The organism is Actinoalloteichus hoggarensis (genome assembly GCF_002234535.1).
GTDB lineage: Bacteria > Actinomycetota > Actinomycetes > Mycobacteriales > Pseudonocardiaceae > Actinoalloteichus_A > Actinoalloteichus_A hoggarensis.
The window spans coordinates 4617311-4630959 of record NZ_CP022521.1; the positions used below are offsets into that span (position 1 = coordinate 4617311).

The 13649-nt window shown below is 70.8% G+C and carries 13 protein-coding genes; 9 read left to right on the plus strand and 4 right to left on the minus strand.

The window, feature by feature from the left end; translation table 11 throughout:
• Positions 1-87: 87 nt before the first annotated feature.
• Entirely contained in the window at positions 88-1551 is a 1464-nt protein-coding gene (locus AHOG_RS19535; RefSeq protein ID WP_093942630.1) for an aminotransferase class I/II-fold pyridoxal phosphate-dependent enzyme, read from the minus strand.
• Positions 1552-1637: 86 nt separating this feature from the next.
• Positions 1638-2504 carry a GNAT family N-acetyltransferase gene (locus tag AHOG_RS19540; RefSeq protein WP_093942631.1) on the minus strand — a complete coding sequence of 289 codons (867 nt, stop codon included), beginning with the start codon at positions 2502-2504 and terminating at the stop codon, positions 1638-1640.
• A gap of 373 nt (positions 2505-2877) precedes the next feature.
• Between AHOG_RS19540 and AHOG_RS19545 the strand changes: the two genes are divergently transcribed.
• Genes AHOG_RS19545 through AHOG_RS19560 form a run of 4 tightly spaced genes read left to right on the plus strand, consistent with a single transcriptional unit; the run spans position 2878 to position 4548 of the window.
• Positions 2878-3201, plus strand: a complete 324-nt coding sequence (locus AHOG_RS19545) for a YbaB/EbfC family nucleoid-associated protein (protein WP_157736921.1) — start codon at positions 2878-2880, stop codon at positions 3199-3201.
• A complete protein-coding gene (locus AHOG_RS19550) occupies positions 3201-3506 on the plus strand; it encodes a YbaB/EbfC family nucleoid-associated protein (protein WP_157736922.1) in 306 nt (101 codons plus the stop codon). Before AHOG_RS19545 ends, AHOG_RS19550 begins: the two co-directional genes overlap by 1 nt.
• A complete protein-coding gene (locus AHOG_RS19555) occupies positions 3503-3823 on the plus strand; it encodes a hypothetical protein (protein ID WP_093942634.1) in 321 nt (106 codons plus the stop codon). The genes AHOG_RS19550 and AHOG_RS19555 overlap by 4 nt, the downstream gene beginning before the upstream one ends.
• 32 nt (positions 3824-3855) lie before the next feature.
• Positions 3856-4548 (plus strand): hypothetical protein, encoded by a 693-nt coding sequence (locus AHOG_RS19560; protein WP_157736923.1) that lies wholly within the window; start codon positions 3856-3858, stop codon positions 4546-4548.
• A 180-nt stretch (positions 4549-4728) separates the two neighbouring features.
• Here the strand turns inward: AHOG_RS19560 and AHOG_RS19565 are convergent, their stop codons facing one another.
• Entirely contained in the window at positions 4729-5508 is a 780-nt protein-coding gene (locus AHOG_RS19565) for a hypothetical protein (protein ID WP_157736924.1), read from the minus strand.
• Positions 5509-6062: 554 nt separating this feature from the next.
• Here AHOG_RS19565 and AHOG_RS19570 point away from each other — a divergent pair.
• The gene (locus tag AHOG_RS19570; RefSeq protein ID WP_093942637.1) at positions 6063-7184 is read left to right on the plus strand and encodes an FUSC family protein; all 1122 of its coding nucleotides are present in this window, start codon (positions 6063-6065) and stop codon (positions 7182-7184) included.
• 415 nt (positions 7185-7599) lie between these two features.
• Positions 7600-8382 (plus strand): class I SAM-dependent methyltransferase, encoded by a 783-nt coding sequence (locus AHOG_RS19580; RefSeq protein WP_157736925.1) that lies wholly within the window; start codon positions 7600-7602, stop codon positions 8380-8382.
• Positions 8383-8677: 295 nt separating this feature from the next.
• Here AHOG_RS19580 and AHOG_RS19585 read toward each other — a convergent pair whose 3' ends face one another.
• On the minus strand, positions 8678-9313 hold the full coding sequence (locus tag AHOG_RS19585) for a MerR family DNA-binding transcriptional regulator (protein WP_093942640.1): 636 nt from the start codon (positions 9311-9313) through the stop codon (positions 8678-8680).
• A gap of 141 nt (positions 9314-9454) precedes the next feature.
• Between AHOG_RS19585 and AHOG_RS19590 the strand changes: the two genes are divergently transcribed.
• From AHOG_RS19590 to AHOG_RS19600, 3 genes are read left to right on the plus strand one after another with little or no spacing between them, the layout of a single operon-like run.
• Positions 9455-11269 carry an ABC transporter ATP-binding protein gene (locus AHOG_RS19590; protein WP_093942641.1) on the plus strand — a complete coding sequence of 605 codons (1815 nt, stop codon included), beginning with the start codon at positions 9455-9457 and terminating at the stop codon, positions 11267-11269.
• Positions 11266-11556 carry an NCA2 family protein gene (locus AHOG_RS19595; protein ID WP_093942642.1) on the plus strand — a complete coding sequence of 97 codons (291 nt, stop codon included), beginning with the start codon at positions 11266-11268 and terminating at the stop codon, positions 11554-11556. The genes AHOG_RS19590 and AHOG_RS19595 overlap by 4 nt, the downstream gene beginning before the upstream one ends.
• Complete coding sequence (locus AHOG_RS19600) at positions 11553-13304, plus strand: ABC transporter ATP-binding protein (protein ID WP_093942643.1); 1752 nt, start codon at positions 11553-11555, stop codon at positions 13302-13304. Before AHOG_RS19595 ends, AHOG_RS19600 begins: the two co-directional genes overlap by 4 nt.
• The last annotated feature ends 345 nt before the right edge of the window (positions 13305-13649 follow it).

The following is a 13649-nucleotide window of genomic DNA, read 5'->3' on the forward strand; positions in this document are numbered from 1 at the left end:
GAGGGGTCCGCCGACAAGGCTCGCGGCGACGGCTCACGGAGCGGCGTGCTCCGGCGAGTCCTTCTCGACCGATCGCGCGGGGGGGACTCAGGAGCGCGCGACCACGCGGACGGAGCCGAGATCGGAGTCGGCGGGATCAGGCAGTTCCATTCCCGCCGCGAGCCCGCTGCGCAGATACGCGAGTATCGGCTCCGTCAGCACCTCGCCGGGAAGGACGCCGGGTGCACCGGGCGGATACGGTGTGATCATCTCGGCGGCGATCCGGCCGGCCGCCTGCCCGACGGGAACCTGTTCGGCAGGCCCGAAGAAGGCGTCTCGGGGCAGCATCGCGACCTCCAGCTCCATGTCCTCGGCACGGGGGATCTCGACCGGCCTCGGCGGATCGAACGACGTCGCCGCCTCGGCCAACGCGGTGAGGGCGTCGACCAGCCGAGTCGCCGTCTGCTCGTCGTCGGACTGGTTGAGCAACGCGACGACACGCCGGTGATCCGCCAGGCCCACGGAGACCCGCTGCTCGGCGCGAAGCCAGTCCGCGGCCTGATATCCGCTGATTCCCGATGCCGCGACGTCGACGACCACCTTGAACGGGTCCGTCGCGGCGGCCAGGCCCGGCCCGACGAACTCGTCCCGCATCACGACGAGGCCGTCGATCGACGCGATGCGGGCCCGCACCTCCGCCACCAGTCGCAGCGCGGCGGACAGCAGCTCGTGTCCCTGCTCGACCATCTGCCGCCGCCACCCGTCGAGCGCCGCGTAGACCAGCGAGGTCGGGCTGGTCGTCCCCAGCAGGTCCTCACGTGCCTTCAGCACGGCGGGGTCCACCAGATCGCCCCGCAGATGGAAGACCGAGCTCTGTTCGACGGCGGCCCCCATCTTGTGGACGCTCGTCACGCAGAGGTCGGCCCCGGCGTCCATCGCCCACTGCGGCAGGTCCCGATGAAACGGCAGGTGCGCGCCCCAGGCCTCGTCGACGATCAGCGGAACCCCGAGACGGTGGCAGGTGTCCGCGACCGCCTGGATGTCGCCGCACGCGCCGTAGTCGGTGGGCGTCACCAACAGCATCCCCCTGGCCTCGGGCTGCCGCTCGTACGCCGCCGTGAACTCCGCGGGCCCCGGCGGATGCGTCAGGTGCAGCTCCTCGTCCCAGCGAGGCCGCACCCACACCGGCTCGACCCCGCTGATGATGAGTGCCGACACCACCGACTTGTGCGCGTGGCGCGGTATCAGCATGCTCTCGCCGGGCCCGGCGACCGCCAGGATCGCGCTCTTCACCGACAGCGAGCTGCCGCAGGTGGAGAAGAACGTGTGGTCCGCGTGCACCGCGTCGGCCATCAACGCCTGTGCCCTGGCCAGTACTCCGGCGCCCATGACGCGATCGTCCAGGCCGTTGAGCGCGATGACGTCGGAGGCGAACACGTCCGTGCCCAGGACGTCGAGAACCCGCTGGTCGACGCCGCGTCCCTGTTTGTGCCCCGGCGCGGTGAACGGCACGAAGCCCCGATCACGGAACTCACGCAGTGCGGTCAGCACCGGCACCTCACTGTGGTCCATGCGTCCGGTTAGCCCGCAGTGCCCGGCGGGAAACCGGGCACGCGGACGATCCTCGCCGCCTCGGCGGGCGCGCCCACACCGAACGCTCAGGCGTCGCGGCACAGATCGGCCAGCTCGGGACGCGGCGTGAAGCCCGCCGACCGGTACGTCGCCACCGCACCGGAATGGGAACTCGGGGTGGCGACGATCGCGCTGGAGGAGCCCAGCGAACGAAGCGCCGCGGCTGCCGCCACGGTGATCGCCCTGCCGTAGCCGTGACCGCGATGGTCTCCGTGGACGCCCATGGGCTCGATCAGACCCGGTCTGCCCGGCCCGGCCGACCACACCGTCACCGCCGCCACCGCCAGGCCGCGGTCGTCGTGAGCGACCAGGCAGCGAGCGGCGTCGTACAACGGCCCGGCCGCCATCGTGTGCCATCGTTCGTCGGTGAACGTGGAGCCGTCGAACGCCGCCCGCTGCACGGCGCTCCGGACGTGCGCCTGCTCCGGCCCGACCACCTCGATGCGCGCTCCGGGAGGCGGCACCGGATCGGTGAGGTCGCGGTGCAGCGCCGTCCACGGCTCCCCGGCCCGCCAACCGTCGGCGGACAACAGCTCCCGAATCAGCGAGCCCGCCGGGGCCTCGACGGACACGCCGCCGCCGGGAAGCACCCCGCGTGCCGGATCGCCCGCGTCGGCCGCCAGGCGCCGCGCCAGCTCCTCGTCTCGCCGGGCCTCCGGCGCGGTCGCGAGCCGCAACAGTCGACGGCCGTCAAGCAGGCCGACGGCCAGGATTCGCCCGTCCCTGCTCCAGGTGCGAACGGCCTCGACCGTCGCCCGGGCGCCGAAACGCCAGAACCAGCCCAGGTCGCCCGGATGGAGCTGCAGCGGCGCCCCGTCGGCCTGCCAGCCGCCCAGCACGGCGGCGACGCCGCGCAGTCCGTCGACGCCCGTGGTACCCAACTCGATCGCCATACCCCCGATTCCACCCCCGGGCCGGTGGGAGCGCACCCCATTTTCGGGAGCGGGCAGGCGGTGAGGCATGGACACGGGGCGCGACCGCGACCGAGTCGATGACCGCAGCGGATTCGGCGTGTGGGAGGTCCGCCGAGCCGGATCGTCGATTTTTCCGCGACCGGCCAGGGGAAAACCTTCTGGAAAGCATGCGGCGACCCGAGGCAGAATCGCTCTCACGGAACGGGAATCCACCTTTCTCGAGACCGGGCCCGCCAAGAAGAGACGGACATCGGACCCGCAAGAATGACGGAATCAGGAGAACGGTCGGCGCCTGTCTTCGAACTCGCCGAACGGACCGGTTTCCGTCGACGACGACCGGGGGAGCAACACCGTGAACACCGCAGCTGACAGTGGACAGATCGCCGAGCAGTTGAGACGGCGGCAGGATCGGATTCGCGAACTCGAGCTGATCGCGCGCGATCAGCGTCACGACTCGGCCACACCCGACCGTCAGGTCGGCGCCACCGTGGACGGCACCGGACGCCTTGTCGACCTGACCATCTCCGATGCCGCATTGCGCACTCCGCATCCGGGGCGACTCGGCGACCACCTGGTCCATGTCATCCGCGAGGCCCGTCGTGCGGCCGCGGAGACGACCCGAACGCAGTTGGCGACGATCCTGCCGGGGTTCCACGCCGCCGAGGGGGGTCGGTGATGGCCTCCCGTGAGGAACTCGAGGAACGGCTGGCCCGGTCTCGACAGCGGTACAGGCGCGCTAGGGAGAAGGCGAGCCTGCTCACCGAGACCACGATCGTCGAAGACGTCGACGGCGGCCTGGGCACCGTGGCGGTGCGCGGTCACGGGCAGCTGCTCCGGGTCTCTCTCGATCCGAGCGCTCTGCGCTACGCCACCGGTCGAAGCGTGTCCACCGCCGTACTTCGCTCCATTCAGCGGGCGGAGGCCAGGGCACGGGCGCTTCGGGAGTCACGCGACGGCACCGAGGAAGGACATTCCCGATGAGGGGTTACGAAGTCGTCCCCGACGCCCTGCGCGACAGCGTGCGGTATCTCCGCAAGGCCGCCGACAAATGGGATGCGGCCCGTTCGTTCCTGACAGATCAGGACCTCTCCGAATCGGACCTCGGCCTGCTCGGCGAGATGACCAACGCGACACAGTGGTACAACGACGCTCTTCAGGAGGCGCTGGAACGGATCGGTAACGGATCCGCCGCGTTGGAGGACTCCGCCGTCGCCATGACCGCGGTGGCCGAGGACTACGCGAACCGCGACGCCGAATTCTATGCGCAGTTCAACTATCTGTCCGACCAGCTGCCCTGACCGACACCGCGATGAGGATCCTGGAGGCGACCATGACCACCACCGCACCGTTGACCGCCATATCCGACCACGCACTGGAGTTCCCGCAAGGCGAGGCGGATTACATCCTCGAACAGACGGCCGGTATCGGCGACAACGCGGTCCACGAGGCCATCGAATCGATCAGAGGAATCCTCGGGAATCGGGCGGCCATCCTTCAAGCAGAAGAAGCCTGGGGAGTCAATGCCAAGAGGGAGATCGCGGCGGCGGCAAGCCTGGTCTCCGCCTGTCGGTCCGACCTCGCCGCATTCTGGCAAGGCGGCGCCGCCGACAGCTTCAACATCTACATCGATCACGTCGAGGCGACGTGTTCGGCGGCCGAAGCGGCATTCGGCGAGATCGCCTCCCTCCTCCAGGAGATGGAGAGCAAGATGGTCGAGGTGTATGTGCAGGCACTGGACTTCATGGCAGCCTGCGCCGCCAATCTCGCCGAGGCGGCAGGTGGGGTGCTCGCGGCGGCGGAAGACCTACTCTTCGGCGTCTCACAGGCCGTCCTGGGAGCCGCCGCACGCTTCATCGAGGACGTGAATCAACTGCTCACCGGGCTGTTGAGCGCGGCGGCGGCGTTCGACCAACAAGGTCGGAGCGCACGCAGCGCCGTCATCGACATCGACGTTCCCCAGACGGTTCCCCGTTCCGCGACCGACACCGCGGGCTGGAATGTCCGGGAACGCCCCGCGCAGTGACCCCCAGATCGCGGCAGGGCGGTCGCCGACGGCCGCCCTGCCCCGGGCATCGACTCGAACCGCTCCGAGTCCGCACGACACACCTGTCCGCCGATACCACGACGCGGAAAGCGCGGCCAGGTCGTGCCGGGTCGGCGGAGGAGGACATCGAAGCCGAGGAGAGGCAGGCAGGGCCGCCGTCTACTCCGTCGAGGAGATTCCCCAGCGGCGCAGGAGTTGCCTGCGGCTGGTGTGGGACTCGCCGTCGAAGTCGACGACACCGAGGATGAACGTGAGCACGGAGTCGGCGAACAGGCTGAGCTTGTCGTAGCTGCTGGTCCGGGCGAAGTCGTAGTCCTCGGGCTGCACACGTTGGTGAATGATGAATCCGGTGATCAAGGCCTGCAGGGTGAGCGAGAGTCTGGCCGGCGTCCAACCCGCCCGTAAGCGAGACCCGGTCGCCGTGAGCAGCGCCGCATAGGTCACGGTCCACTGGTCCTGCTCGGCGCGCAGGCTCGCGACGACGGCATCCGCGCTCTCGGCATGCAGCAACGGGATCAGGTGGGCGATGAGGTACGAACGCGGATCGTCGACCAACGTCCGTAGGAGGGTGTCGGCGGTCCGGATCGTCGCCTCGACCACGTCGCCCGGTCGGTCGTCATCCGCGAGGTCCCCCGCCATCCGCACCGGGGCCGGAGGTTCCGTCCGGTCGCACTTGGACAGTGCCCAGACAGCGGCGTCGTCACGGAAGGCCTCGACGGAACCCCACCGCGTGGTGATGGTCCGCCGGTCGGAGGAATAGCCTGCTCTCGCTAGAATGACGGTCGGGTCCAGATGGCTCAGCACCCGTGGACACGGGGCCGATCCGTCCGGCATCCGGCCGACGAGGAACTCGTCGATCTGCTCGGCGGCGATCGTCAACAGTCGGGTGGCCACCCGGTCTCTCCGGTCGACCGAGGGGCGTCCTGGTCTCTTCGTCACGACTCACTCTCATCGTGGAACGTGTGGTGAAGTCTTTCTCGGATGCGCTGTCTTAGCGCGGTCCGACCCACGGCGGGTTGATGACATCAGTGGTTCGGCGACAATGCGAACAGACGAACGCGGCGCCGATGGAATCCTCTCTCCGGCGGCGGACACCGCGATTTCAATGGCAGCGAGGCCTGTTCTCTCCCCTCACCGCCGCCCACCGGACCGAATCCGCTGACAGCGCCTCTCATCGTAATGATCCGGCGATCGACGTCAGCAGGTTTGCGCCAGAATGCAAACGCATGCCGATCCGGGAGGAATGCCGCCGTCCCGATTCCGCTCGCCGTCGAACGACAGCCTGTCGCGGCCACGACGTCGCCGAACCGCGAGGCGCTCACCGACGGGGCGCGTTCGCCCATCACATGACCATCCCGCAGACGTGTCACGCTGCAGGGTGGTGCCCCGTCGCGGCCGGGTCCGCCGAGACGGCCCGCCCGCGGCGCACCGGCGTGCGGGCCCGCGCGGAGTCGCGACGGACACCGTGCGGGCAGCACTCGTGAGAAGCGGCGATGCGGCGACGGGAGGTCGGGGTGAACCGGCTGTGGGACGGCGCACGGGCGGCCGGGCGGTGGTCGTCACGGGCGATCCACGAGCGTGGTGCGGAGCGCTCGGCGCTGACTCAGGCGGCCAAGGCGGCACTCGCCGCCGTGCTGGCCTGGTTGATCGCGGCGGAGATCCTGGAACTGCCTCAGCCGTTCCTCGCGCCCTACACGGCCGTCTTCCTGGTGGAGACCACGGTGTACCGGTCGGTCTGGTCGGCCGCGCAGCAGACGGGTGCCGTGCTCGGCGGAATCCTGCTCGCGATGGCCGTGGACACGGTGATACCGGTGCAGGCCGCCGCGATCGGGGTGGCGGTGCTGGTCGGCCTGATACTCGGCCGATGGCGTGGCTTCGGCACCAGCGGCGTCTGGGTCGCCGTCACGGCGTTGCTGCTACTCGGCTACGGCAGCGCGGACGACATGCTGCTCCTCGCGGACCGGCTCCTGGAGGTGCTGATCGGCGCCGTCCTCGGGGTGACGATCAACGCCCTGATCGTGCCGCCGGTGTACATGAAGGACCCGGCGGCGGCCGTGGGCCGGGTCGTCGAGGAGTTGACCGGCCTGCTCCGTGACATCGCGACGACCCTGCGTGCCGAGGGCCTGCCCGACCATGCACAGGAGTGGCTCGAGCGGATTCGCAGTCTGGAGACGACGATCCGCCGCGCCGAGGAGGCGACCGGCTGGGCACGGGAGAGCATCCGATTCAACCCGCGCCGCCGCCGACACGCCGTCGCCGCGGATCGGTGGCGGCTGCTCCTGGTCCGGCTGCGATCGGCGTGGCCGCATGTCGGTCAGCTCGCCGAGTCGGTGCACACCACCAGCTACGAGCGGCAGCCGTTCCGCTACCCGGACATGACGGCCAGGACGATGCTCGCCGACCTGGTCGACGCCACCGCGGACCTCGTCGACGCCCGGTCGGAGTCCGTCGACCGGCCGGTGGAGCTGCGGAGGATCACCGAACGCGGACAGGCCGCGGCGGATCGACTGCGCGGCCTCTGCGAGCCCGACGGGCCGGACGGGCCGTCGCCGCGCATCGGGCTGGCATCGCTGCTCCTGCCCGCGATGAAGGCCTTCGACCAGGTCGCCGACTGATCTTCGTCTCCGGGTGTCCGACGACCCTTTTCGGCGGCCGTCGCCGGTGGAGCGCCCGCCACGAGCGTCGGGCGGCCGCGTCGACGCCGCGCGTCGTGGCACGCTGCCCGCGCCGGTGCGGCGGAGTCCCCGAACCGGCGCACCGGTCGATCGCCGAGACCACTCCCGAGTCCCGCACGAGGCGGCGCCCGCCGCGCGGTTCGGGCGCTCCATCGTGCCGCCCGACCCGGCGTCGGACCCGGCCGCTGATCCACGGCGCACCGTCCGTCGCCTGCCGCGCCAGAACACCGTGCCGTGATGACGAACCGGTGATTCGCGGATGCCGCGGATGCGACCATGCCAGGGCCGCGCCGTACTCGGCAGGTCGGGCGATCCGCGCAGCCGACGCGACACAGCAGATCGACGGGTCGGAGGAATGGCGAAGGACAGGGCCGCGGACGCCGATTCCGTGCTCCGGCGCCTGTACGAGGCGGGCGACGAGGACGCCCGCATGGCGGCCGCCCAGAACGAGGTGGAATGGCGACGCACCGGTGAAGTGCCGCGGCGATGGCTGCCCGACCCGCCCGCCCGGCTTCTCGACGTCGGCGGCGCCTCCGGACGATACACCGAATGGCTGATCCGGCTCGGTTACGAGGTCTCGATCGTCGATCTCGTCGCCAGGCACGTCGACCAGGCCCGGGCCCGCGGGATCTCGGCGAAGATCGGCGATGCCCGTGACCTGACGCACGCGGCCGACTCGGTGGACGTCGTGCTCCTCATGGGCCCGCTCTACCATCTGCCGTCCGCAGCCGATCGTGCTCGCGCCCTGTCCGAGGCCGTGCGCGTGTGCCGAGGCGGCGGTCAGATCATCGTGGCGGCGATGTCCCGCTGGGCGAAGCCCGCCGTCCGCGCCGCCAGGGGCGGACTCCACGACGTGGAGATCCGACGACACCTGGCGGCGATCCTGCGCACCGGGCGGGACGTGGCAGGCAGCGACTTCGATCGGGTGTCCTACAACCACGATCCCGGCGAGCTGGTCACGGAACTGGAGACCGCCGGCCTCCGCGACGTCGAGATCCTCGGGGTGGAGGGGCCGCTGGGAGCCGCGGCCCGAGTGGACACCCGTCTCAACGACTATGCGTTGCGGACCGCCCGCATCGCGGAGTCACTCGCCCCGCATCTCTCCATTCACCTGCTCGGCCGGGGCCGCGCCGACTGACGTATCGACGGCGGCGGGCGGAGCCGAGGGCCGCCGACGGAGCCACCTCGGCGAACACTCGACGAGGCAGGCGACCGGTTCCGTGCCGAGACGGGGAGCATCGCGACGGGCGAGGGTCGGATCGGGCGGGGTGCCACCGCCGCCGTGACTCTCCCCCCAACCCGAACCCGAACTCCAACCCGAATCGATCGCGGTCCCGGAGACCGGCCCCGGACGTGATCCCGCGCCGCGACGGCGACGCCGCGACACGGCGGGCCCGGCACCTGGTCGACCGCGGCAGTCCCTGCCGCCGAGATCAGCTCGATGCCGCGCTCCGGCGATATCGGCGCTGACGACACGCCTGCGAACAGTACTTCCGCGGTCTGCCGCGTGCCGTCGTCGCGAGGGCGTCTCCGCACACCGCGCAGCGCGCCTGGCCCGCACCGTCTTCGTCACGCCGCCTCGTCTTTTCGTCACGAACGGCGTCGCTGCCGCGCGGACGGAGAGACCTGGCCGCCGCGACCAGACCGTCGCCCACCGCGACGTCGCCCACCGGCGTGTGCTCCGCGAGTTCGCCTGCGAGGTGCGTGCACTCGGCGACGACGTCGTCATCGGGACACCGCAGCAGGTGAAGCAGGTAGTCGCGCGCATTCCGCAGCCTGCGCAGCTCGCCGTCGAGACGCGCCACCTGACTGCTCACGTTCTCCTGCCAGTCCTTGCCCGCCTGACCTGTGGTGACGGAGGCGGCCTGCGACAGCGGCATGGCACCGGTGAGGCAGCACAGGTAGGCGACGCCGACCCGGCGCAGCGCCTGCTCGTCGTAGACGCGCCGTCCGTTCACCCTCGGCGGGGCGGGGAGCAGCCCCGTCTTCTCCCACCAGCGCAGCGTGGACGGTGCGATGTCGAACAGCGCCGCAGCCTGGCCGATCGAGGCACCGACGTGAACGCCCATGTCGTCATTTGACATCAAGTCGCCTTCACATCGCAAGATCAGGTTAGGCAGGCCTTACCACGTGGGTGGGCGAGCCGATGACGGAGACGAGAGCACCCGGCCACCGGATCGGGTGAGTACCGGACCAGGAGGTTCCACGGCGTGAACGCGACCGCTACCAGACAGGCGGCCCCGCCGTCTCCTGAGGAGATCGATCCCGCGACGACAGACGGCGCCGCCTCCTTGCCGAGGGCAGGCGCGCTGGCCCGCCTGCTGGGGCCGGTCCGAGGACATCTCGTGGGGTGCGGAGTCCTCTCGGCGCTCGCCGCGGGCGCCGGCTCCGTCCCGTACATCGCGGCCGCCGAGGTCGCCAGGCTCCTCGCGACCGACGGGACCTCCGCCGACCCGGCCACGATCTGGCGGTGGGTGATCCTCGGTGCGGCCGGGGCCGTCGGTCGCCTGCTCCTCGTGTTCTCCTCGTCCCGCCTCGGCCATTTCGCCGACGCCCGAATCCTCCACGAGCTGCGACGACGGATGGTCCGCAGCCTGGGCTCGGTGCCGCTCGGATGGTTCCGCGACCGAGGGTCCGGGCAGATCAAACGTCGTCTCACCAACGATCTCGAGGAGATGCACCAGCTCATCGCGCACTCCCTCGGCGAGATCGTCGGAGCCGCCACGGCCGTCACGGTGGGGCTCGCCTACCTGTTCTTCGTCGACTGGCGGATGGCGCTCGTGACGGCGGGCGCCCTCGCCGCGCTGGGCATCAGCTACCGAACGGCCATGCGCTCGATGACGAGCCATATGAACAGGCTGCTGGCGGCCGAGGGACGCATCGGCACCGCCAGCGTCGAGTACGCGGACGGCGTCAGCGTCGTCAAGGCCTTCGGAACGGACGGGCAGGCCCTGCGTCGCTTCACCGCCGCGGTCGACGAGCACACCGCCGCGCTGGCGGCCTGGGCCGCCGAGACCCGGTACAGCACGGCCGCCGCACGACTCCTCGCCTCCGAGATGACCCTGCTCGCCATCCTGGCGGCGGTAGGCCTCGCCCTCGTCGACGCCGGCTCGCTGTCGTTCGCCTCGCTGCTGCCGTTCCTCATCGTCGGCATCGGGCTCCCGACGTCGATCAACCCCGCCATCCACGGTTCACACGGTCTGCGCAAGGGACGTGCCGCGGCACAGAACATCGAGTCCCTGCTGACCTGGCCCCCGCTGCCCGAGCCCCGTGAACCGCGGTCACCGCACGGCCACGAAGTCGAGTTCGACGGAGTCTCCTTCTCCTACGACGGGGACGTCATGGCGGTCGACGATCTCAGCGCGGTCTGCGAACCCGGCACCGTCACGGCGATCGTGGGCCCGTCGGGCGCGGGCAAGTCGACCCTCGCCGGTCTCATCCCGCGGTTCTACGACGTCACCCGCGGTGCGATCCGCCTCGGCGGGGTCGACGTCCGCGCGATGGACGAGCGCACCCTGCTCTCGTCGATCACGCTGGTGTTCCAGGACGTGATGCTCGTGCGGGACACCATCGCCGAGAACATCCGCATCGCCGCTCCCGGTGCCAGCGACGAGAACGTCCGGGCCGCGGCCCGCGCGGCGCGGATCGACGACGTCATCGAGCGGCTCCCCCACGGCTACGACACCGTGCTCGGCGACGACACCGGACTCTCCGGCGGAGAACGTCAACGGCTCACGATCGCCCGCGCGATCCTCTCCGACGCGCCCGTCATCGTGCTGGACGAGGCCACCGCCTCCCTGGACCCGGACAACGAGACCGCCGTGCAACGGGCACTGTCGCACCTGGTCCGAGGAAAGACCGTCATCGTCATCGCCCATCGGCTGCGCACCATCGCCGACGCCGATCAGATCCTCGTCCTCGATCGGGGGCGCCTCGTCGAGAAGGGACGGCATTCGACGCTGCTCGCCGAACGCGGTCTCTACGCCCGACTCTGGCAGGCCCAGACCGCGGGTGGCACGCCATGACCTGTCGTCGCCCGTTCGCCGTCCTCCCGCGATTCCGCGACACGTCGCTGCTCGTCCTGCCCGGCAGATCGGCCGCGCTCCCGCTCCGGGAGGCGCTCCGCACCGTCGACCGCGGCATCACGGTCGCGACCTTCGGCGGGAACGCCGGGCCGGCCACCTTCCAGAACCCGGTCGCCGTCTACGACGACGGCCTGCTCATCGAGGCAGGAGCCGTCGCCCGACTCGTGCACGGCGACGGCCCCTACGCCACGCTCCACCGGGAATGGCTCCGAGGAGAGACCCCGTGATCCGTCATCTTCACGCGCTCGTCCCCCACCCGCGTCTGACCCTGCGTCTCGGCGCGCTCACCGCCGTCCAGGCGATCCTCCAAGGCCTTCTGCTGGGCACGCTCGCGCCCATCCTGACCGCGCTCATGCGACCGGAGCCGGACTTCGATTCGGCGCTGCCGTGGCTGCTCGCCGCCGGTCTGGGAACCGTCGCCTACGGTGTGCTCACCGTCATCGCGACGCCCATCGGGTTCACCGCCGCCTCGGAGGTCGCCGGACAGCTGCGGAACCGGGTCATGCAGCACGCGATCGCCCTCCCGAGCGGATGGTTCACCCCGGAGAACAAGGCGCGGCTGGCGCGCACGCTCACCGCCGACGCGGGCAACATCGGTCAGCTGGCCGTGAGCACCGGCGGTCCCGCGCTCACCGCCGTGCTCACGCCCGCGACCATCGTGCTGGTCACCGCGACGGTCGACTGGCGCGTCGCACTCCTGCTGGCGGCGACGATGCCCGTGGCCTTCCTGGCGTTGCGGCGCGCGGGCCGCGTCTCGTCCGACGTGGAACGAGAACTCGAGAACGCGGCGATGCACATCGCGGGCCGTGCGATCGAGGTCGGCCAGGCACAACCCGTGCTGCGGGCGGCCGGCCTCGGCAGATCCGGCACGCCGTCCCTGCGCGCGGCGCTGGCGGGGCATCGGGACGTCTACGAGCGGGGCCTGCGCCGGGCCATGGTCCCCGACCTGACGTACACCGCCGTCGTCCTGGCGGGATTCGTCGCCACCGTCGTCCTGTGCGTCTGGCTGTTCGTCACCGGCCGGGTCGGCGCCCCCGAGACCATCGCCCTGCTCATCCTGACGGTGCGGTTCCTCGAACCGCTGAGCAGCCTGATCGAGCTGATCGGCGCGCTGCACGCCATGGACAACGCCGTCACACGGGTTCAGGAGATCCTGTCCGCGAAGCCCCTCCCCTCCCCCGCCCATCCCGTCGGCGACCACACCGCCGACGACGTGACGTTCACCGGCGTCTCGTTCGCCTACCCGGGAAGCAGAAGCCGGGCGATCACCGAGGCGTCGTTCTCCTGTCCCGCGGGCAGCACCACGGCGTTGATCGGTCCCTCGGGTTCGGGGAAGACCACCGTGACGCGGCTGCTCGCCCGATTCTTCGACGTCGACGAGGGTTCGATCACGATCGGCGGCGTCGACGTCCGGGAGTTCGATCCCGGCTGTCTCCGGGAGCGGATCGCCCTGGTCTTCCAGGACGTCTACCTGTTCGACGACACCATCGAGGCGAATCTCCGGCTCGCACGTCCCGACGCCACGGCACGCGAACTGGCGGACGCGGCGGCGGCGGCGCGGCTCGACGAGGTGATCGAGCGGCTGCCCGCGGGCTGGCACACCCGGGTCGGCGAGGGCGGCTCGAAACTCTCGGGTGGTGAACGCCAGCGGGTGTCCATCGCGAGGGCCTTCCTCAAGGGGTCGCCGATCGTCGTCATCGACGAGGCGGCGTCGGCGCTCGATCCGGAGAACGAGCGTGCCGTCGGCGACGCGATCCGACGCATCGCCGAGGACCCGGCGCGCACGGTGATCGTCATCGCGCACCGACCCGCCACCCTCGAGTCGGCCGACCAGGTCATCGCACTCGACCAAGGCCGCGTGGTGGAGGACGACAGCCCCGAACGGCTCCGCGACACCGGCGGCCTGTACTCACGACTGCACGACCAGTACACCGCGGCGAGCTCCTGGCGGATCGCGGGCGCCGGCCGACGGTGACCACGTCGAGGCGGGCGGTTCCGCGCCGCCCGCCATGGGGCGGGCCTCCGTTCTGCCGAGATCATCGGATCTCGAACGTGCTGGGGCTGCCCGCCGCGGAGAGGGTGCGGACAGGATGAGACCGCCCGGTGGCCGGGTGCCGCGGCCGAACGGCGAAGCCCTCTCCCAAAGGCGACCAGGACCGCTCGGCGTTCGGTGTCGATCCGGTCGCCGGTCCGGTGGGCTCCGGTGGTGCCGGTATCCGACGGACTTCGCCACGTGGGGCTTGCGAAGAGCCGTGCCGGTGCCACGAGATCCGCGACACCGGCACGAGCCTTCCTTGATCTTCCGCACGCGCACACCGGC

Bases quoted from the DNA above. Each gene is read 5' to 3' on its own strand.
- AHOG_RS19555 (WP_093942634.1), top strand. From the start codon at position 3,503: ATGAGGGGTTACGAAGTCGTCCCCGACGCCCTGCGCGACAGCGTGCGG.
- AHOG_RS19595 (WP_093942642.1), top strand. From the start codon at position 11,266: ATGACCTGTCGTCGCCCGTTCGCCGTCCTCCCGCGATTCCGCGACACG.
- AHOG_RS19585 (WP_093942640.1), bottom strand. From the start codon at position 9,313: ATGGGCGTTCACGTCGGTGCCTCGATCGGCCAGGCTGCGGCGCTGTTC.
- AHOG_RS19570 (WP_093942637.1), top strand. From the start codon at position 6,063: ATGCGGCGACGGGAGGTCGGGGTGAACCGGCTGTGGGACGGCGCACGG.
- AHOG_RS19535 (WP_093942630.1), bottom strand. From the start codon at position 1,551: ATGGACCACAGTGAGGTGCCGGTGCTGACCGCACTGCGTGAGTTCCGT.
- AHOG_RS19580 (WP_157736925.1), top strand. From the start codon at position 7,600: ATGGCGAAGGACAGGGCCGCGGACGCCGATTCCGTGCTCCGGCGCCTG.
- AHOG_RS19540 (WP_093942631.1), bottom strand. From the start codon at position 2,504: ATGGCGATCGAGTTGGGTACCACGGGCGTCGACGGACTGCGCGGCGTC.
- AHOG_RS19550 (WP_157736922.1), top strand. From the start codon at position 3,201: ATGGCCTCCCGTGAGGAACTCGAGGAACGGCTGGCCCGGTCTCGACAG.
- AHOG_RS19560 (WP_157736923.1), top strand. From the start codon at position 3,856: ATGACCACCACCGCACCGTTGACCGCCATATCCGACCACGCACTGGAG.